The sequence below is a fragment of the Geopsychrobacter electrodiphilus DSM 16401 genome, assembly GCF_000384395.1.
GTDB lineage: Bacteria > Desulfobacterota > Desulfuromonadia > Desulfuromonadales > Geopsychrobacteraceae > Geopsychrobacter > Geopsychrobacter electrodiphilus.
In genome coordinates this window covers 1,606,202-1,626,605 of the sequence record NZ_ARWE01000001.1, presented here as the reverse complement: position 1 = coordinate 1,626,605, position 20,404 = coordinate 1,606,202, and the positions used below count along the sequence as shown (strand labels likewise).

The 20,404-nt window shown below is 54.1% G+C and carries 13 protein-coding genes; 8 read left to right on the top strand and 5 right to left on the bottom strand.

Annotated features, from left to right (window positions below; translation table 11 throughout):
- Positions 1-5: 5 nt before the first annotated feature.
- On the bottom strand, positions 6-1,739 hold the full coding sequence (locus tag D888_RS0107705) for a B12-binding domain-containing radical SAM protein (RefSeq protein ID WP_020675976.1): 1,734 nt from the start codon (positions 1,737-1,739) through the stop codon (positions 6-8).
- A 54-nt stretch (positions 1,740-1,793) separates the two neighbouring features.
- Between D888_RS0107705 and D888_RS0107700 the strand changes: the two genes are divergently transcribed.
- Positions 1,794-3,131 carry a radical SAM family protein gene (locus D888_RS0107700; protein ID WP_020675975.1) on the top strand — a complete coding sequence of 446 codons (1,338 nt, stop codon included), beginning with the start codon at positions 1,794-1,796 and terminating at the stop codon, positions 3,129-3,131.
- Positions 3,132-3,246: 115 nt separating this feature from the next.
- Here the strand turns inward: D888_RS0107700 and D888_RS0107695 are convergent, their stop codons facing one another.
- Positions 3,247-4,596 carry a peptidoglycan DD-metalloendopeptidase family protein gene (locus tag D888_RS0107695; protein WP_020675974.1) on the bottom strand — a complete coding sequence of 450 codons (1,350 nt, stop codon included), beginning with the start codon at positions 4,594-4,596 and terminating at the stop codon, positions 3,247-3,249.
- A gap of 200 nt (positions 4,597-4,796) precedes the next feature.
- Here D888_RS0107695 and D888_RS0107690 point away from each other — a divergent pair, with 200 nt between their 5' ends.
- Genes D888_RS0107690 through D888_RS0107680 form a run of 3 tightly spaced genes read left to right on the top strand, consistent with a single transcriptional unit; the run spans position 4,797 to position 9,200 of the window.
- Positions 4,797-5,930: a M20/M25/M40 family metallo-hydrolase gene (locus D888_RS0107690; RefSeq protein WP_020675973.1), complete on the top strand. Its 1,134-nt coding sequence runs from the start codon at positions 4,797-4,799 to the stop codon at positions 5,928-5,930.
- Positions 5,931-5,932: 2 nt separating this feature from the next.
- On the top strand, positions 5,933-8,389 hold the full coding sequence (gene hrpB / locus D888_RS0107685) for an ATP-dependent helicase HrpB (RefSeq protein ID WP_020675972.1): 2,457 nt from the start codon (positions 5,933-5,935) through the stop codon (positions 8,387-8,389).
- Positions 8,390-8,417: 28 nt separating this feature from the next.
- Positions 8,418-9,200 (top strand): enoyl-CoA hydratase-related protein, encoded by a 783-nt coding sequence (locus D888_RS0107680; RefSeq protein ID WP_020675971.1) that lies wholly within the window; start codon positions 8,418-8,420, stop codon positions 9,198-9,200.
- Between the two features lie 69 nt (positions 9,201-9,269).
- On the opposite strand, the gene D888_RS0107675 is transcribed toward D888_RS0107680, so the two are convergent.
- The 3 genes from D888_RS0107675 to D888_RS0107665 form a co-directional block, all read right to left on the bottom strand.
- Complete coding sequence (locus tag D888_RS0107675) at positions 9,270-9,716, bottom strand: tetratricopeptide repeat protein (protein ID WP_020675970.1); 447 nt, start codon at positions 9,714-9,716, stop codon at positions 9,270-9,272.
- Between the two features lie 109 nt (positions 9,717-9,825).
- Complete coding sequence (locus tag D888_RS0107670; RefSeq protein WP_020675969.1) at positions 9,826-10,704, bottom strand: PHP domain-containing protein; 879 nt, start codon at positions 10,702-10,704, stop codon at positions 9,826-9,828.
- Between the two features lie 3 nt (positions 10,705-10,707).
- Positions 10,708-13,014: a Tex family protein gene (locus D888_RS0107665; protein WP_020675968.1), complete on the bottom strand. Its 2,307-nt coding sequence runs from the start codon at positions 13,012-13,014 to the stop codon at positions 10,708-10,710.
- A gap of 201 nt (positions 13,015-13,215) precedes the next feature.
- Between D888_RS0107665 and D888_RS0107660 the strand changes: the two genes are divergently transcribed.
- The 4 genes from D888_RS0107660 (at position 13,216) to ptsP (ending at position 20,340) form a co-directional block, all read left to right on the top strand.
- On the top strand, positions 13,216-14,199 hold the full coding sequence (locus D888_RS0107660; protein WP_020675967.1) for an ABC transporter ATP-binding protein: 984 nt from the start codon (positions 13,216-13,218) through the stop codon (positions 14,197-14,199).
- A gap of 1 nt (position 14,200) precedes the next feature.
- Positions 14,201-15,184, top strand: a complete 984-nt coding sequence (locus D888_RS0107655) for an ABC transporter ATP-binding protein (RefSeq protein ID WP_020675966.1) — start codon at positions 14,201-14,203, stop codon at positions 15,182-15,184.
- 91 nt (positions 15,185-15,275) lie between these two features.
- Positions 15,276-17,564 (top strand): sigma 54-interacting transcriptional regulator, encoded by a 2,289-nt coding sequence (locus D888_RS0107650; protein ID WP_020675965.1) that lies wholly within the window; start codon positions 15,276-15,278, stop codon positions 17,562-17,564.
- Positions 17,565-17,997: 433 nt separating this feature from the next.
- Positions 17,998-20,340: a phosphoenolpyruvate--protein phosphotransferase gene (gene ptsP / locus D888_RS0107645; protein ID WP_020675964.1), complete on the top strand. Its 2,343-nt coding sequence runs from the start codon at positions 17,998-18,000 to the stop codon at positions 20,338-20,340.
- The last annotated feature ends 64 nt before the right edge of the window (positions 20,341-20,404 follow it).

Sequence of the window (20,404 nt, the reverse complement as noted above, 5' to 3'; positions counted from 1 at the left end):
CAGACTTACAAAAAAACCTCATAACAGACTGGACTCATTCCGTTGCGGCTGCGATAGAAAAAGAGAACTATGCTGCGGGAGATATCCGGTTGAAGGGTTTTAAAAGCGGCCGCAAAGTGTTGCAGCTTTTCACCGGGCTCCACCTGAGCCAGCTCCTGCTTAACCCGTAGTTTAACCTGCTGCTGTTCGGCGATTAATAAATCACAATCAAAAAATGCCGGTGCCCTCCCCGGCACCACGCGCCCCGCTCGGGCAAAATCACGCGCCAGCGCTTCTTGCAGGGGCAGTGACTGACTAAGTTTTCCGCAAAAAGCATAAAGGGCATCGAACTGCTGACGCAAACCGAGCGGCTCCTCAAAAAGACCAGATTCAAACCACCAGGCCTGCAGGCTCCGATAAAAGTCAACCACGGCAACAAACTGTTCAGTCACAGCCCGCATAAAACACGCAAAGCGTCCAGAATTTGATGTTTGATCCAATAACCGACCGACCCCTCTCAGCTCTTCCAATTGGTTGAACTCCAGATCGGGCGTCCGTAACACGGTGTAGGGTGGAGCAGGGTCAAAATGAATCCCAAACTCGTGAGCCTGTTTGCGCAGCGGTGATCCGGGGAGAAGTTTGACCAGTTCAACCTGCAGATGATGCGGGGCAAGCCTGAAAACGCGCTCAAAGGACTCATAAAAATCCTGTGCCGTCTCCCCCGGCAACCCAGCGATCAAATCCAGATGCAGGTGGATATTCCCGCGCCGCATCAAGCGTCGGACATTTTCTTCCAGCTTTTCCAGCGAGGTTTTACGCCCGATCCGCTCAAGGGTGAGCTGACTGGTAGTCTGCACACCGATTTCAAATTGAAACATCTCGGGAGGTACTGTTTCCAGGAGTTGCAGCGTCTCTTCATCGAGCAGATCAGCACCGATCTCAAAGTGGAAACGGCTGGCGCGATTCAGTTCTAGGATATAACGGATGATTTCGCGGGTCCGCTCGGCATGATAGTTAAAGGTGCGATCGACGAATTTAATCTGTGCTATCCCCTGCCCCATCAACAGAGCCAGATCCTGCCGGATTCGAGGAAGCGAAAATGAACGCACCCTGGTTTCCAGCGAACTCATGCAAAAGCTGCAACAGTAAGGACAACCGCGGCTGCTTTCATAATAGACATAGCCGCGATGCAAATCGACCAGACCGGCGGCAAACGGCGATGGAAGTTGATCGAGCGGCTCGAGAAGACTCTGCCCCGCAGCGCCGGCATCCATCCCCGGCAATTGCAGGCCGGGACAGGTCGCCGGTTGCCGATTCTGTTGCCAGTCGGATAAAAGCTGCCGCAGGGGAATCTCTCCCTCGCCGCAGATCAGCGCATCGGCAGGGCAGTTATCGAAAAACACAGCCTCCTCAAAACTGACTTCCGGTCCGCCGAGCACAATCCGCAGCAGCGGACGTGCTATTTTTAAGGCCCTGACCAACTCCAGGCTCAGGGTTCGGTTCCAGATATAGACCGAAAAACAGATGACGTCCGGCTCACAGGCGAGGATCTGTGCCAGCAGATTCTCTTTCGGCTGGTGGATAGTATATTCGCGGATCAGCAGCTCGCCGCACTCCTGCCCACAGTATGCGGCCAGACAGGGCAAAGCCAGACTGGGATGGATATACTTGCTGTGTAAGGTGGTGAGAAGGGTGCGCATGGCGGCAAGGATACAACATTTTCGTGTCGGCCCGAAACAGATTCGCGCGATTGTCGTCAAAAGCTATCCTGTGCTATTCTCCGCTGCATTTTGCGAAAAAAGGGGTTAAATCTGATGGCAAAACAAAAAACAATTCTGGCGCTGATCGCCGATGAACAAGGTGAGGTTTTTGAACATCCGGAGCTGCTCCTCGCCGGAATGAACGGCATGACAATCTGTCGGCCGGGTGACGACGAACTGATCCCGTTGCCTGAAGGGAGTCGTCTCTTCACCATCCCTGGTACGCCACCCATCGGTTTTGATCTCAACTCAGGCAAGCAGCGCACCATTCACCAGCTGCCCAACAGCTGGGGCGGCGGCATGGCTCAGGCGGTTTCAGCCTTTGTCACTCCAGGCTTTACCCGCACCCTGTTACCGGCGGCCGATTATGCGGCCAAGCAAGTTGATCTGACTCTATGGTCTTACACGGCGGTCGGATGGTGTCTCGAAGAAGAACGTTTCTACGTCGCCGCAACGCGGGTCGACCGCAATCAACAGTGGCAACCCGACCATTTTGATGATCGGGTCCTGGAGCCGCTGGTGCGCAAGCGGGTTGCCGACCACCCCCAGAATCGCCTGATTGATCAGCTGTCGCGCTGCGCCCTTGATTATCACTGCTTTGCGGCCAAGAATCTTTTTTTTGGTCGCTGGGAGGCACCCCTCCCGACATCTCCAACCTGCAACGCGGCCTGCGTCGGCTGCATCTCCGAGCAGGGGGAGAATGAATGCTGCCCCGCCAGTCAGGAACGTCTGACCTTCGTGCCAACCCCTCAGGAATTATGCGAGGTCGCGATCCCGCACCTTAAATCGGCTGAAAATGCGATTGTCTCTTTCGGGCAGGGCTGCGAAGGAGATCCGATTCTACAGGCCGATACAATTTGTACCGCCGTCCGTCAGATGCGCATCGAAACGCCGCGCGGGACCATCAACTTCAATTCAAATGCCTCAATTCCAGGGGCAATCGACAAGCTGGCTGCAGCCGGAATCGATTCAATTCGCGTCTCACTCAATTCCGTTCAGGAACGCTTTTATAACGCGTATTATCGACCGCGCGGCTATCTGTTTTCCGACGTCATAGATTCCATTCATCGCGCCAAACAGAACGGCATCTTCACCATGCTCAACTATCTGGTGTTTCCCGGAATCACTGATCGAGAAGATGAGATTGCCGCTCTGCTCGAATTGATCGACAGTGCCCAGATCGACCTGATCCAGATGCGCAACCTGGCAATTGACCCGATCCTCTACTGGGGCAAGATGGGCGCTGAAGGGCGCGGGATAGGCATGACAAAAATGCTTGCTCGCATCAAGCACGAAGTTCCACGAATTCAGTTTGGTTATTTCAATCGGACGAAGGAAAATCTTTTCCCGGCGGGTTTTGCGAGTGACTGGCCACTCCCTGCGGAGTTGTAGTCCACGTCAGGAGTAACCTTTCTTTGTTGGATAAAAAAAGAAAACAGAGCGCTGGATCAAGAGACTTTGAGCTCTGATCAGTTCGACCCCAGGGTCAGCGCGCAGCGGACGTGCATTATTTATCGGAGGATTGATTATCGACGGCCGCAGCCTTGAGCGCTGCAACCTGGAGTGTGTCTCGTCCTTCAAGTCGAGCTATCAGGTCACGGGCCTTTTGCTTGAAATCGTGAAGGCTGGCAGTGCTTATGGGCATCGCCGCCGGCGCCTTCACTTTATACGGATTTACGGCTGAGCCATTGCGAAACATCCTGAAACAAAGGTGGGGCCCAGTGGCGAGACCAGTGGCGCCGACATAGCCGATTACCTGCCCCTGAGCGACCCGTTTCCCCATTTTCATGCCGCCAGCAAACTTGGACATATGTAGATAAAGAGTCTTGTAGGTGCCGTTGTGACGTACTTCAATAAAGTTACCATTCCCACTGGTATAACCGATACGGTCAATCACCCCGTCACCAACGGTTTTAATTGGCGTTCCGGTGGGAGCGGCGTAATCAATGGCAGGGTGGGCTTTCCAGGTCTTGGTAATCGGATGAAAACGCTTGAGAGAAAATCCGGATGAAATCCGCGAAAACGCGAGTGGCGCCTTTAAAAAAGCCTTTCGCACGCTGCGGCCTGTTTCGTCGTAGTAGCTGCCGGGACGATCAGCGTCCTTATAATAAATAGCTCGGTACAACTCCCCGTTATTACGAAACTCTGCTGCGAGAACCTGCCCGTAACCGGCTTGCTTCCCTTCACGATAGCGTTTTTCAACCAGGGCAGTAAAGGTATCGCCGTTGCGCAGATCACGGATAAAGTCGATATCCCAAGCGAAGATATCCGCCAGAGAGGTCGCCAATTCAGACGTCTCTCCCGCCATAGAGACCGCTTCAAACAAGCTGCTTTCAACCAGGCCATGAACCATCTCCGTCCGCACTTCATAGGTGATTGGTACGCGCTCGACCTGGAGATTCTCTCCGTCTCGTTGAATAACAAGCTGCTCGTCCTGATTAATTTCATAGGTGAAACTTTTAAATTTATCATCAAGCGTACAAATCTGATAAGGCTGTCCGGCGCAGATGCGGGTCAAGGGAAAGATCTGCTTACTCTGTTGGCTTAGGTCATGAATCTCTTGCGGCGATAAAAACCCTCCAAGAAGTGACGAGATGGTTTCACCCGAGGTGATGACAGCCTCGATCTTATTTTGAACTGGAATTCTGATATGAGGGACCTCTGCGGGAGCACTGATTTCAACCGGTGAGGTTCGGGCTTCAAGCTCGGGGCCTGATGGACCGAAGAGAACCAGTCCGCCGACGGTCAAGGCGACCAGAATCAGGGCTGCCGGGAAAAACCGCCTGGTAGCAGGTTTGACCGGTGGCCGCCAACCCGAACGGGGTGGTTGGTAGTCATAAAGAGTTTTTTTAATCATACCGCACTATACCGAAATGCAGGCCCGCCAAGGGAGGGACGTGAGCGTAATTACAGAGTCGGACCTTAACAGAAAATACGCCAATTTGTCCAGTCCGCCTCAACCTAACACCTGTCTTATCACCTCTTGTCGAGACCTTATGAAACGGCTAAGATACCTGATCTCTTCTGAGTTATATCCTGCAACAATTGGAGTTGAATATGATCAACAGTCAGAGGCTCAGTGACGAATTTGCACGCCAGGCTACCATAGAGAGTCCCTCTTTTAAAGAAGCGGGCATGGCGGACTATTTACGCCAACGTTTCGCCGAATTCGGTGCGACCCTGCAAGAAGATCAGGCGGCTGCCAAGGTTGGCGGTCAGTGCAATAATCTCATCTTCCGGCTTGCGGGGAAAAATCCTGGTGCCCCCCTGCTCCTGTCTGCGCACATGGATACAGTCGGCCCGACTGAAGGCCTCTGCCCAGTGCTTGAAAACGGTGTCTTTCGTAGCGCCGGGAACACAATTTTAGGTGCCGATGACAAATCCGGAATCGTTGAGATCATTGAGGCACTCGAGGTGTTGCGCGAGCAACAGATCGAACATGTGCCTCTGGAAATAGCTATTACGGTCTGCGAAGAGGTTGGGCTGCTCGGCGCCAAAAACCTTGACTACAGTCTTATCACGGCAAAACGTGGCCTGGCCCTGGACACCACGGGCATTAATATTGTGATTCATAAAGCTCCAGCCGCCAACCGCTTCAGGATCGAAATCACAGGTCAGGAGGCACACGCCGGTGTGGTCCCGGAAAATGGTATCTCCGCTATAATCATCGCCGCCCGAGCCATCAGCCGCATGCGACTGGGCCGGATTGATGATGAGACTACGGCCAATATCGGTATCTTCAACGGAGGACAGGCGACCAACATTATCCCCCGTCAGGTCATCCTTGAAGGTGAGGTTCGCAGTCATGACCCGCAAAAGCTCAAACAGTTCACCGAAGAAATCATCGGACTGCTTGAAGAAGAGGTCAATCAGGCGTTCATTACTATTGGGGGTAAGGAGATCAAGGCGCAGATGGCCCTTAATCTGACCAATGAATATCCCTCCCTTCAAATCGACAAGCAGTCCGACATCCTGCAGTTGATCGGTCAGGCGGCTGAGGCGATTAATTATCCGTTGCAGGTTAAAGCTGCCGGCGGCGGCTCGGATGCCAATATCTTCAACGACCATGGGATCGAAACCGTCATCCTCGGTACCGGCATGAACAAGGTGCATTCCGTCGAAGAAGAGGTCAGGGTCGACGACATGGTGCAGGTCGCCGGTTTGCTGGTCGAGATCATCCGTCGCGCCTGATCATGCCGCTACCGATTGATGAAATTCTGCCCCAGCTCCAAAACCTTCTGGCACAAAACTCGGTGCTGGTTCTTGAAGCGCCACCGGGTGCCGGCAAAACCACGCGCGTTCCGCTGGCGCTCCTGGATGCTGACTGGCTTAAAGGACAAAAAATTCTGATGCTTGAGCCACGGCGCATTGCAACCCGCAGTGCCGCTGAATTTATGGCTGGTCAACTGGGAGAGAAAGTCGGCGCGCGGGTCGGTTACAGCATCCGTTACGAACACCGCACTTCTTCACAAACCCGACTCGAAGTTATCACCGAGGGAATTCTGACCCGACGGCTGCAGTCAGATCCAGAACTGGCCGGCGTAGGGCTGGTAATTTTTGATGAGTTTCACGAGCGCAATATTCACAGCGATGTCGCCCTCGCCCTGACCAACGATCTGCGTAAAGGGCTGCGTGAAGATCTCAAGATTCTCCTCATGTCAGCGACTCTGGACAGCGAGCCCCTGTGTAAATTGCTCGCGGCGGAACGCCTGCGCTCAGAAGGACGCAGCTGGCCGGTTGATATCCGCTATACGGGAGGACCCCTTGACGTCAACTGTATCGCACCGATGGCGGTAGCCATCACTCGTGCCGCACAAGAGACTACAGGTGATATTCTGGCTTTTCTTCCCGGTGCGCGTGAAATTGACAACCTCAAGACAGCCCTGACACGCGCCCTGCCACAGCTGATGATCTGCCCGTTGCATGGCAGTTTAAGCTTTGCCGCACAGCAGCTGGCCCTGCAAAAATCAACTCGCCGCAAGCTGATACTGGCGACCAATATTGCCGAAACCAGTCTCACCATCGACGGCATCACAACCGTGGTCGACAGCGGCCTGTGTCGCCAGCCCGGCTTTGACCCCAGCACAGGTCTGACCCGCTTGCAGACAACACGGATTTCCCAGGCCAGCAGCACTCAGAGATCCGGTCGCGCCGGACGACAGGGCCCGGGGGTCTGCTACCGTCTCTGGAGCCAGGGCACGCACGCGACGCTTCTACCTCAAACACCCCCCGAGATCCGCAGCGCCGACCTCACGCCGTTGGCCCTCGACCTGTGCAGCTGGGGGTTGCCAGATGGCTCTCAACTCGACTGGCTCGATCCACCTCCGACAGGCGCACTCACTGGTGCCAGACAACTCTTGCGTGAACTGGGACTGATTGATGCCAATGACAGACTCACAGTTGATGGCCGTCGAGCGATAAAACTCCCCGTCCACCCGCGCTTTGCCAGCCTGCTGATGCAGGCCGAACGTTTAGGTCAACTGCCGGTCGGGTGTTTGATCAGTGCCTTTCTCGCTGAAGCCACTGCAGCCGGCGTCGATTCCACTGACAATATCACCAATGATCTGCGTCACTTTGCCCGCGTGATACAGCAATCAAACAAAGTCTTCCATTCAGCGGCGCGGGCCTTCAAACAGCTGGCGGCAATTTTTGGAATCACAGCCCCCGGGCCTGAAGCGCTCCATTCTGCACCGCTGGCAGAACTGATCGTGCGCGCCTATCCCGACCGGGTTGCCCATTCTAAACTGGCGAACGGTGATTATCTGCTCACCAGTGGTCGTGGCGCGCAGCTTGGCCCACAAAGTTCATTGCGTGCAGCGCACTGGCTGGCAACAACATCCATCCACCAGTCTGAGTATGGAGAGACCATTATCAAACAGGCAATCCCCCTGGATGATTCATGGCTCAGTCAAAAGCTTGAAGTGACCCCCTGGCGGAAAGAAATTTATTGGGATAACACGCTCAAACGCGTGCAGGCCCGCAGGATTAAACGCCTGGGCGCGATTGAACTCCGGGCCGAACGACTCACTCCAGAACCCGACCAATGCATCGAAATTCTCTGTTCAAAAATTAGCAGTGATGGGGCGCAGCTGCTGACCTGGTCGACAGACGATGAGCAATTTCTGCAGCGGGTGCGGTTGCTACACCAAACTCTGGATTCACCCTGGCCTGATTTAAGCCGGGAGCAGCTTTTTCAGTATCCGGAAAACTGGCTCGCGCCGTTTTTGTCAGGAATTAAAACTGCCGAGCAGTTAAAGAGGGTTAAACTTCTCCCCGCGCTGCAAAGCCTGCTCGACTGGCAACTGAGTCAGCAATTGGGACAACTGACACCGCAGCGCATCGCGGTTCCAAGCGGAGAGTCGATGAAGATCGACTATCAGGCAGAAGGCCCGGTGCTCGCCGTTAAGCTGCAACAACTCTTCGGACTGGCACAAACCCCGAGCATATGCCGCGGATTGATCCCTCTGAAACTGCACTTGCTCTCCCCCGCTGGCCGGCCCCTGGCAGTAACCAGTGATCTACGCAGTTTCTGGGATCAGGTCTATCCTGAGGTGCAAAAAGAGATGAAGGGGCGATACCCGAAACACCCCTGGCCCAACGACCCCTGGCGAGCAACCCCGACCCGTAAACTAAAAAAAGCTCTCAAATAATTTCAACCCCTTCCAGAAAGTGGAAATTATGAAATACGATAATCTGCAACTATCTACCAAAAATCGGGTGGCTCAGATCGTGATTAACCGCCCGACGGCCCTCAACGCCCTAAACCCCGCGACCCTCAAAGATCTGGACCTGGCCTTTAAGGCCCTGTCTGAAGATGACAATGTCCATGTCGTGATTCTGACCGGTGCCGGAGAGAAAGCCTTTGTCGCTGGTGGAGATATCTCCGTCATGCAACCACTCGACTCACAAACTGCCAGTCGGGTTGCCCGCCTCGCACAACGCCTCTTCGCCGACATCGAGTCATTCCCCAAGACCGTCATCGCCGCCATCAACGGCTACGCCCTGGGAGGCGGTTGTGAACTGGCGCTGGCCTGCGATGTTCGTATCGCCGCCGAGACGGCGCGTCTCGGTCAGCCAGAGATCAATCTCGGCATCATTCCTGGCTGGGGAGGCACTCAACGCCTGCCACGGCTTGTCGGACCAGGCAAGGCAAAGCAAATGATGCTGACAGGAGAGATGGTAACCGCCGCCGAAGCCTTACAGATTGGACTTGTCGAGCAGGTGGTCGCTGCAGATCAGCTGCTAGAGAGCGCTCAGACACTGGCAGAGAAAATAGCCAGCAAGCCACAGATCGCGGTGCAGCTTATTCGCAAGGCGGTGAATAACGGACTCGACATGCCCCTCGATAAAGCAATTGAGTATGAAGCGGATCTCTTCGGCCTCTGTTTTGCGACTGAAGATCAGAAAGAAGGGATGGCGGCTTTTTTGGAGAAACGCAGCGCTCAATGGAAGAATCGTTAATTTTAAACCCAAACGGCCCGTCAATTCTCTCTGGAATGACGGGCCGAAATCTCTTCGAGGCTCTGTTCCTCAGCGAAATTTAAATTTCGTCATGACTCGTCCGGCGACAACATTGAGCCGGTTTGCCCGATCAAGGACCGAAAAAACCGGCTCTTTCCGCGTCCCCATCAAAGTCAGCTCTTTCATGATTAGCTCATGTCGCCCCAGTTTTAACCCCCGACGAAGTGTACTAAGGGCCTGATAACGCCGCCCGGCAAGACGATAAACCCGGCCCAGGGCGAGATAAAGGTCAGCATCGTCAGGTGTCGTGTGGACCGCACTGGTACAGAGCACCAGAGCGCGTGAATAATCCTGCTGCTGAACGGCCAGACAGTAACCTAACCAGGCCAGCGCCGAAGGATGGTTCGTGAGCCTCACCAACTCTTCAAGTTCAACCATTGCAGCCGAAGAACTTCCGTTACGTGCCTCTTCAACGGCAAGCTCGAGCCTTTGTTCAAGATTTTGTTGACTGTTCATCACGCCTCTCCGACAGATAAACACACTACAGGTAAACCCTCTTGTTCTCAAAAGACCAGGATGACAAGGTACCAAACTGATACAGTTTTGCAAAGGGCCCTGGCTGAAATCAGGGATTCGTTGTGTTCCGTCGGCGATAAAGTACCGAATGGATTTCGTCTACACAAGTATAAGGAATTTTCAAGCGGCCAACTCCGCAGCCGACGGAAATAATCGAGTCTTCGGTTCCATGAAAATCTGACCCTCCCGTTACGATCAACTGATGGCGCCGGGCGAGATTAATTAGCCAGTAAACCCCCTCCTGATTCACGCCATTATTGTAGGCTTCGAGGCCGTCAAGCCCCATCGCCACAAAGGATTCCAGCAACCCTTCCAGTTCATTGTGATTACGCGTCACATAGGGAGGATGAGCCAGAACGGCCACCCCTCCGGCATTATGAATTAAAGTAATCGCTTCATCGATCGGGAAGAAGCGTTTGGTCACATCGTTCGGCACCAGATAACGCTCAAAGGCTTCATCGTGATTTTGTACATAACCTGCGGCCCGCAGCGCCAAGGCAATATGGGGGCGACCAATCGTGCCACCGGCACTCTCCGCGATCGCCATAAAATCAAGCGGCTCACGCCCCTCTCCGGCGAGCTGTAAATTCACCTTTTCGACTATTTGTTGATTGCGCCTGGCCCGAAACTCGCGGAAATCCGCCAACTGTCGAACCAGCTCAGGATGATGATGATCGAAGCCGTATCCAAGCAGATGGATATCGAGAAACTCCTGCCACTGGGTCGACAGTTCCACCGCCGTAAGAACTTCGATTCCCAGTTCGGCTCCGGCTTGAAGTGCGCTGTCGATCCCGTCGACGTTATCATGATCGGCAATCGCAATCGCCTTCATCCCGGCTTCAGCCGCAAGCCTGACGACCTCTTGCGGGCTGTAAGACCCATCCGAGCAGGTGGTGTGTAAATGCAGGTCGACCCGTTGTTGTGTCACCAGCTACTTCCCTTTCACTTTGAAACCGGCGCGCGAAAAGGCGGCGCTCAAATCGGTAGTTACCTTGGCGGTTTTTTGTTCAACCTGCCGCGTTATTTTCTGTGCTGCCGAAGACTTCGAGGCAGAGCCAGGAACACCCGAAGCAATTTGAGCGGAATCGGAGCCATCTGACGAACGCATACTCAAGCCGATCCGCTTCCGCTGGACATCAACCGAGAAGACCCGCACCTGAACCTGCTGCCCGACCTTGACCACCGTCGCCGGATCCCGCACAAATTTATCAGCCAACTGGCTGACATGGACCAGGCCATCCTGATGCACACCGATATCGACAAAGGCCCCGAAGGCGGCCACGTTGGTGACCAGTCCGTTGAGCCGCATCCCTTCCTTCAGATCGGATATTTCCGTAACGTCTTCGCGAAAGCTGCTGAGGATAAAGGTCTCACGCGGATCACGACCGGGCTTCAGTAACTCTTGCTGAATATCAGCCAGAGTCGGCAACCCGACTCCCTCATCAGTATACCGATTCAGCGCGATCTGCTCTACCCTGCCACGATCGGCGATAAAAGCCGCCAGATCCAATCCGGAATCAGCCGCCATTCGTTCGACCAGAGCATAGCGTTCGGGGTGAACCGCACTGTTGTCGAGGGGGTTGTGCGCACCACGGATACGCAGGAAGCCGGCAGCCAGTTCAAAAGTTTTAGCCCCAAAGCGTGGCACATCGAGCAGTTCGGCCCTGCTCGCAAAGGGCCCTATGGCGTCGCGACGGGCGACAATGGCGCGGGCCTGAGTTTCACTTAAGCCGGACACAAAGCTGAGCAGCGCCCAGGACGCGGTATTCAATTCAACGCCGACAAAATTGACACAGGATTCAACCACTTCGTCGAGGGCTTTTTTAAGCAGGGGCTGCGACACATCATGCTGATATTGCCCGACCCCGATACTCTTTGGATCAACCTTAACGAGTTCGGCCAGAGGATCCTGCAAACGTCGAGCGATGGAAATCGCGCCGCGCACCGTCAGATCAAGATCGGGGAACTCCTCCCGCGCGATATCCGAGGCCGAATAGATGCTGGCACCCGACTCACTGACCATCACCACCGGCAATTTGAGACCGACATCTTTCAAGGCCTGACGCGCAAACTGTTCCATTTCACGCCCGGCTGTGCCATTGCCAACCGCGATCATTTCAACCTGGTGCTGCCGGATCAATTTCAAAAAATCGCAATGAGAAGCAGCCGCCTTCCCACCGCCGGTGTGCGGGTAAATGGTGGTATGCGCCAGAAAGCGCCCGGTGCCATCCACCACTGCCAGTTTTGAACCGGTGCGCAGCCCGGGGTCGATCCCCAGCACCCGTTTGCTTCCGGCCGGAGCCGCCAGCAACAGATGCCGCAGATTCTCGGCAAATACCTTAATGGCAGCCAGATCGGCGGCTTTCTTCGCTTCGAGCCGCAGCTCAACCTCAATCGCCGAAGAGATAAGACGTTGATAGCTGTCGCGTACCACCTCGACCAACCAGTCCCGATAGCAGGAATTTTTTGGAATGACAAGCTGCGCCAGACCCACGTGGATCTCCTCCTCGGGCGCTTCAATTTTGAGTCGGAGGATCTCCTCCTTTTCACCGCGGCGCATGGCCAACATGCGGTGCGAAGGGACATCCTTGAGCGGCTCGCGAAAGTCATAATACATTTCGAACTTGGTGACCTCGGTCTCCTTACCCCGCGCGACCGCAGAACAGAACACGCCCTGATCCCAGGTCAGGCGCCGCACCAGCGCCCGCGCCTCGGCACGATCGGCAAAGTCTTCGGCCAGAATATGTCCAGCCCCTGCCAGTACCGCCTCGACATCGACCAGCTCTTTTTCAGCATCAATATAGGGTTCAGCCAGGGATTCAAGTGCAACCGGAGAGCCAACCATCGCCAAAATCTGTGCCGCCAGGGGTTCAAGCCCGCGTTCTCGTGCCACTGAAGCCTTGGTTCGACGCTTGGTCTTGTAGGGCAGATAGAGATCCTCAAGCTCGTTTTTCTGACGGGTTGCCAGGATCCGTTTTTTCAACTCGGGGGACAGCTTCCCCTGTTCTTCAATCGCCTTGAGAATCGTCTGGCGACGATCTTCGAGTTCACGGTAGTAGTTCATCCGCTGCTCAATGTCGCGGATGGCGACCTCATCCAGTTCGCCGGTCGCCTCTTTGCGATAACGCGCGATAAATGGAACCGTACCGCCAGCGGCAAAAAGATCAATGGTCTGAGCAACCTGCCGACTCTGGCAACCGACTTCTTGTGCAATAATTTCAATGAGTTGATCTATCATTCATCGATCCTGTCAGTATATAGTCTGCCTGCTCATGGCAGGGCAGAGGGACTATACAGGAACAGGCTCTCAGGGCCAAGGGCTGATCCTGCCAGGGATTGATAGATGCGCTGGGTCAGAGCTTCAGGTATGATGGTGGGCCACTGTTCGATCGCGTTATATTTATCTGAATTAAAATTGAGTCCGCCAAAAGGATGATCGATGTTCGCCCCTTTAAAAAATACGCAAACCGGCCCGCTGCTGCAAGTTCGTGGACTTAAAACCTATTTTTTCACACGGAGTGGGCTAGTAAAAGCCGTCGATGACGTCTCCTTTGAGATCGCCGCCGGAGAGACTCTGGCCCTGGTCGGAGAATCAGGCTGCGGGAAATCTATCACCTCGCTTTCCATTTTGCGTCTGATCCCTGAACCGGGTCGCATCGTCGATGGGCAAATACTTTTCGATAAGCATGACCTCCTGCGCCTCCCGCCCACCGAGATTCGCCGAGTGCGCGGCAACCGGATCTCGATGATTTTCCAGGAACCGATGACTTCACTCAACCCGGTGTTAAAGATCGGCGAGCAGGTTGCCGAGGTGCTGCGCCTGCATCGGGGTATGAACAACAACGAAGCACTGGATCAGGCCGCAGATCTTTTAACCAGCGTCGGGATCGCCGCGGCTACCTCCCGATTGCGCGATTTTCCCCATCAGCTCTCTGGTGGCCAGCGCCAGCGGGTGATGATCGCGATGGCCCTGGCCTGTAATCCGCAATTGCTCATCGCCGACGAACCGACCACGGCTCTGGATGTCACGATTCAGGCGCAAATCATGGAACTGCTGGCAAACCTTGCCAGTGAGCGCCAGATGGCGACCCTGTTGATCAGCCATGACCTCGGGGTCGTAGCAGGCAACGCCGACCGGGTGGCGGTGATGTATGCCGGAAAAATTGTTGAATATGCAGGAGTTGAAGATCTCTTCAACCACCCGCTTCACCCCTACACCAAAGGGCTGCTCGGCTGTATCCCTCGCCTGGGGAACAAGGGCCCGTTGCCGACCATTCAGGGCCAACTGGACGATCGTAGTCGCGCTGCCGACGGCTGTGCCTTTCTTCAGCGCTGCCCGACACCCTGTGCAACCGGGGGGGCAAAGGTTCCCCAGCTTCACGAGGTCAACCCTGCTCACTTTGTCCGCTGCTGGAGAACTTAAAATGCCGCTGACCCCGATTCTTGAGATTCGCGACCTTGCCAAAAGTTACCGCCTGCCGGGAAAAACCGGAACCAGAGCCGCACACCTAAAAGCGGTCGATGGCGTGAGTCTGCAGATTGCCCGTGGTGAGACATTGGGCCTGGTCGGCGAATCCGGCTGTGGAAAATCGACTCTGGGTAAGCTGGTGCTGAGACTTACCCCGATTGATCGTGGCGAAGTTTTATATCGCGGCACTGATCTGGCACAGCTTTCAGCTCGACAGATGCGCCCCTATCGACGTCAAATCCAGATGATATTTCAGGACCCTTTCTCCTCACTTAACCCGCGGATGACCATCGGCGAAACTCTGACCGAACCCCTCATTATCCACAAACTTTGCAAGGCGGCGGCCAGAGAGGGTCGCATCAGGCAACTTCTGGACCAGGTCGGTCTCGACGCCAAGGCCGCACAACGCTACCCCCATGAGTTTTCCGGCGGACAACGGCAGAGGATCAGTATTGCCCGCGCGTTGGCGGTTGAGCCCGAACTGATCATTGCAGATGAACCTGTTTCAGCGCTCGATCTTTCGGTCCAGGCGCAAATCCTCAACCTGCTGCGTGAAATTCAGCAGGCCCACAATCTCAGCTTTCTCTTCATCGCCCACGATCTGTCGGTAGTTGAACATGTCAGCGATCGGGTTGCCGTGATGTATCTCGGAAAAATTGTTGAAGTCGCCCCGGCGGAAGAACTCTACCGCCATCCACGTCACCCCTATACTGAAGCCCTGTTGCGCTCCATTCCGCAACCCGACCCCTCCAGAAAAAATTGCGTTGCGCCCCTCAAAGGGGAGCTCCCCTCACATCTCAATCCTCCAACTGGCTGCACTTTTCACCCTCGCTGCCCTTACGCTTCAGATCTCTGTCGGCAGCAGTCACCGGCCTTGCTCGATAATGGGATCAGCAGTCAGGTCGCCTGTCACCACAGTGACAGGGTTGGCTTGGTTTGATTTACAACTAAAACCCTTGATCATGCGTGCCACTAATGGCACAATTCGGCCGGCCTCGTCACCTTCTGCCGCCGCGATTAAAGGGGAACCTATGCCAGAAGCGTACAATCAAGGACCGATCAAGACCATTGCCAGCCGCTGTCGTAAATGCTACGCCTGCGTGCGCACCTGCCCCACCAAAGCAATTGGAATCAGAAAGGACTGCGCCGTCGTCCTGAACGAGCGCTGTATCGGCTGCGGCAAATGTATTCAGGCCTGCTCTCAGGGAGCAAAAGTAATTTCTGATTCCATTGGGGTTACGGAACGCCTGCTGAATGAAGCCACCCCGGTAGTGGCGGTTCTCGGCTGTTCTTATCCAGCCTTTTTCTTTGATCTTGAACCCGGCCAACTGGCAACGGCTTTAAGGCAACTCGGGTTTGTCGATGTGCTGGAAGGAGCAGCAGGGGTTGAACTGATTGCTCCTGAATATCGGAATCTTCTCGGTCGCGACAATGGCGTACCGCTGATTTCAAGTCACTGCCCCGCAGTCGTCGACCTGATTGAACGTCACTATCCGCAGTTATTGGGTAATCTGGTACCGATCGTTTCACCGATGGTCGCGATTGGGCGCTACATAAAATCCTGTCATGATCAACCGGTCAAGGTGATCTATATCAGTTCGTGCATCGGCGGGAAGTTTGAGATCGAAGATGAAGAGGTTGCCGGAGCCGTTGATACGGTTCTGACCTATAAAGAACTCAAGAAAATTCTCGAAAAAAACCGGATAGATCCGCGACGCCTTCTGCCGGAACCCTTTAACGGCAACAGCACCCTGAATGGTCGCAGCTTTTCCATTGCCGGCGGACCATTTCACATCTTCGGCATCGGTCATGACGGTCTCGACCCAAAGTTCATCTCAACCGTTGGTGAAGAAGCGACTATGGAGGTTATTCGGGATATCGCCGCACAGCGGATTGCACCACGCTACGTCGATGTCCGCTTCTGCACCGGCGGATGTATCGGCGGGCCTGGACGCACGAACAAACTCACCGCATTTTCGAAACGCAACCTGATTATTGAGTATCGGCAGAAACAGATTCCCTATCAATCTTCCCCCAGATACAGCGCAGGGACTGGTCGAGTCCAGCTGACTCGCGGCTTTTCAGATCGTCAACAACTGATGGACCAACCGAGCAGCGAGGCCCTGACACGCATCCTTCACGAGACCGATAAATTCTCAGTCAACGATGAACTCAATTGCGGGTGTTGTGGTTACAGCACCTGCCATGAACATGCGGTTGCCGTTTTTCAGGGGCTTGCCGAAGTCGGCATGTGTCACCCCTATTCGCAAAAACGTCTCGAAGACGACCGGTCAAAACTCGAACGCAAGTACCATCTTGTCCGACGGGCCCTCGACCAAAGCTACGGGAGTGACGATATTATCGGCACCGACAGCCGAACCCAGGGTGTCCGCCAATTAATTGCCCAGGTCGGGCCAACGCCGACCTCGGTCTTGATTCGCGGGGAGAGTGGTACCGGAAAAGAGTTAACCGCCCGCGCGATTCACCAGGCCAGCTTGCGCGCTGAAAATCCTCTGGTCACGGTCAACTGCACCACCTTGACTGACAGTTTGCTCGAAAGTGAACTTTTCGGTCATAAAAAAGGCTCCTTCACCGGCGCCATCGCGAATAAGAAAGGGCTCTTTGAAGCGGCCGATGGTGGCACTATTTTCCTTGATGAAATTGGCGACATCACCCCGAAACTGCAAGCTGAGCTCTTGAGAGTCCTGGACAGTGGCGAGATAAAACCGGTCGGAAGTACAGCGAGCGTTCGAGTCGATGTCAGGGTTATTGCGGCAACCAATAAGCATCTCGAAGACGGCATAGCTCAGGGCTGGTTTCGCGAAGACCTCTTCTATCGCATCAATGTCTTCAGCATTACCCTGCCTCCCTTACGCGAACGGCTCGAGTCAATCCCGAAGCTGGCTGAACACTTTCTTAATCAGGCATCAACCCGATTGAACAAGACTATTCACCGAATTGATGAAACAGCATTAAAGGCACTTTCCTGCTACCATTGGCCCGGGAATATCCGTGAGTTGCAGAATGTTATTGAACGCGCGTCCGTACTCTCTCCCGACCAAATTATTCACCTTGAACAGTTGCCGGTGGTTTTAGCTGAGCAATTACGGCAGAAGAATGGTCAGAATCTTTTGCAAGAGATAACAGGTTTAAGGAATCAACGGGATCAACAACTGCATACCATTGAAAAAGACTTGATGCTGCACTACCTTGCAGAAGCAGGCGGCAACGTTTCTGCCGCTGCGCGCATGGCCGACATCCCGCGTCGTACGTTTTACCGTATGCTGCAGCGTCAGAACATCACATTTGCCCGCAAATAAACCTGACCGATTGTGCCATCTGCGTCACAAAACAACTGTTGGATGTGCCATATCTGGCACATCCAACAAACGCCCAAACGCCACACCTGTTCGTCAAAAACACCCACAGTGTTAATCAAACTGTGCCACATGTGACACAAACTGATCACTTATTTCTCCGTTCAGCCCAGAAAAAGCTTAAAAACTGGCGTTTTTCTCCAGCTCAAACCATGGCATAACTATTGCTAGGATATTTCATCGAATGCAACACCTATTGCAACAAGGGATATAACCCGTTCCCGCCCGAACGGATAAGTGTCACAGATCAATCCCTTCTTTCGCCGTCAGGGACCTCTCTCCCCCTGGCGGCGTTTTTTTTACTGTCAAACGTCCCCCTCTACGGTAGAATAACCTAGGAAACAGAGCTTATTCTTAAACAGGGCGGCTAAATATCTTGGGCTTCAAAAACCTCAAAAAATCAGATAAACGCCTCGGGCTAAGTACGTTACAGGATATCAGCACCATCATCCTGCAATCGCACCACCTCAACGAGACCCTGGAAAATATTGTCACCCTGGTCGCCGAACGAGCACATTCTGAAGTCTGTTCGCTATACCTTTTGGATGACAATAGTGACACGCTGGTTCTCCGCGCTACCTGCGGACTCGCACCTGAATCTGTCGGCAGGGTAAAGCTGAAAATCGGCGAGGGGCTCACCGGCCTTGCCGCCCAACAACGCAGCATCCTCTCAATTGAAGAACCGCAAAGTGATCCCCGCTACCGCTATTTTGCCGGCACCGGTGAGGAGCAGTTCCATTCATTTCTGGCCATCCCTCTCTTTGACCGGAATGAACCTCTCGGGGTCATGGTTATCCAGACGCTGGAACGCAGGGTCTTCACTGAAGAGGAAACCTCAACCCTTTCGACTATCGCTTTTCAGGTCTCCTCCATCGTGGTGAATGCTCGCCTGCTAGACACCATTGACCGCCAACAGGAACCCTCAGAGCACCCGTCTCTTCCTGCTGCAGAAGGCTCACAGCCCGGCTCCTTCAGAAATTCGACAACCCCGGGCGGACAAACAGTACTGCGGGGGAAAGTCGCCTATCCCGGTGTTATTGTCGGGCCCGCCAATTTGATTAATGACGAACTCGGCTTCTCGGATGTTCATGCTGAATATGATGTCAATATCGAACAAGAGTTGGCGCGTCTTGATGAAGCGCTGCGCAAGACCCGCATCGCGACCCTCTACCTGGAAAAAAGGGTCGCGGAGCGCCTGACTCAAGCAGATGCCGCCATTTTTCATACCCATTTGATGATCCTGGAAGACCGCGGCTTTATCGAAAAACTCCATGAGCTGATCGATGAGGGGCATAGCGCCCCCTATGCCTTAAAAAAGGTTATCAGAAACTACCTTGAAGCCTTTGGCAAGATGGAGGACGCCTATCTGCGCGAACGAGCTGCGGATATGGAAGACATCGGACGCCGCTTGCTCAGTCACCTGCTGGGGCAGAAATCAGGCCGCCTTCATCTCCAGCATACGGGAATTCTGGTAGCTCATCGCCTGCTTCCTTCTGACATGGCGAGCATTGATCACGATAAAATTTCAGGTCTCATAATCGAATCGAATGAGACCAATGCTCACTCCGTCATTATGGCCAAGGCGCTGGGGATACCGGCCCTGATTGGGGTTCAGGGAGCAATGGCCCGAATCGAGCCAGGCGCTGAACTGATTCTTGACGCTAATTCGGGTTGTGTTTTTCTCAATCCAAACGCGACAATTCTGGATGAATATTTTCGCCTGGAGTTTGATCTTACCCAAGAGAAAGAACGACTTAACACCTTTCGCGACAAGCCGGCCCTCACCCAAGACGGTCAGCGCATCCAACTACGGGCCAACATCGGTCTGCTCAGCGATATCGAAATTGCCAAGCGCAACGGGGCAGAAGGAGTCGGGCTTTACCGTACTGAATTCCCCTATATGGCACGGAGCAATTTCCCCAACCGGGATGATCAATATCAACTCTATCGGAAAGTAATCGAAGAATTTAGCGGAGCCCCCGTCACCATCCGCACCCTTGATATCGGCGGAGATAAGGCTCTCCCCTATTTCAATCACCCCAAAGAGGACAATCCGTTTATGGGTTGGCGTTCGATACGGATCAGTCTGGACCATAAAGATGTCTTTCAGACCCAGATTGAAGCAATCCTGATGGCGGGTGTTCACGGACCGACGCGTCTGCTTTTCCCGTTAATTTCCAATATAGAAGAGATCAGGGCCTGCCGAAAGCTGGTGGTAAAAGCTATGGCCCATTTACAAGAGGAGAAGATTGAATTTCTAGGCGACATCCCGATTGGAGCCATGATCGAGGTTCCGGCGGCGCTCAGACTTGCGCCGCACCTTGCGAATGAAGTTGATTTTTTTGCTCTTGGCACCAATGACCTCATCCAATACCTGCTCGCCGCCGACCGTTCTAACTCTCTGGTGCAAAGCTACTACGACCCCCTGCACCCGGCGGTTCTCGGCGCTCTGGCAGATCTCGCGAATGTCGCGCGAAACAAGAAGATCGATCTGTGTCTTTGTGGTGAAATGTCCTCCGACAACAACTGCCTCTATGCCCTGATCGGCTTAGGGATTGACCAGTTTTCACTCTCCGCGCCTTACATTCCCCACATGAAAGACTTTATCAGCAAAATTTCCAGAGAAGAAGCACAAGGAGTCGCAGCCGAAATATTACAGATGAGCAGCAGCAAGGACATTCGAAAACGCCTTGCCCGGGCGATTAAGAAGTTTTCCTAAAAAAAATGACCGGCCCTTTGAGGGCCAGCCATATCAATATTGCAAAACGAGTTCGTCGACGCCA

Excerpts from the sequence above, each read along its gene's own strand:
- D888_RS0107700 (WP_020675975.1), top strand. The coding sequence starts at position 1,794 with ATGGCAAAACAAAAAACAATTCTGGCGCTGATCGCCGATGAACAAGGT.
- D888_RS0107695 (WP_020675974.1), bottom strand. The coding sequence starts at position 4,596 with ATGATTAAAAAAACTCTTTATGACTACCAACCACCCCGTTCGGGTTGG.
- D888_RS0107690 (WP_020675973.1), top strand. The coding sequence starts at position 4,797 with ATGATCAACAGTCAGAGGCTCAGTGACGAATTTGCACGCCAGGCTACC.
- hrpB (WP_020675972.1), top strand. The coding sequence starts at position 5,933 with ATGCCGCTACCGATTGATGAAATTCTGCCCCAGCTCCAAAACCTTCTG.
- D888_RS0107680 (WP_020675971.1), top strand. The coding sequence starts at position 8,418 with ATGAAATACGATAATCTGCAACTATCTACCAAAAATCGGGTGGCTCAG.
- D888_RS0107675 (WP_020675970.1), bottom strand. The coding sequence starts at position 9,716 with ATGAACAGTCAACAAAATCTTGAACAAAGGCTCGAGCTTGCCGTTGAA.
- D888_RS0107665 (WP_020675968.1), bottom strand. The coding sequence starts at position 13,014 with ATGATAGATCAACTCATTGAAATTATTGCACAAGAAGTCGGTTGCCAG.
- D888_RS0107660 (WP_020675967.1), top strand. The coding sequence starts at position 13,216 with ATGTTCGCCCCTTTAAAAAATACGCAAACCGGCCCGCTGCTGCAAGTT.
- D888_RS0107655 (WP_020675966.1), top strand. The coding sequence starts at position 14,201 with ATGCCGCTGACCCCGATTCTTGAGATTCGCGACCTTGCCAAAAGTTAC.
- D888_RS0107650 (WP_020675965.1), top strand. The coding sequence starts at position 15,276 with ATGCCAGAAGCGTACAATCAAGGACCGATCAAGACCATTGCCAGCCGC.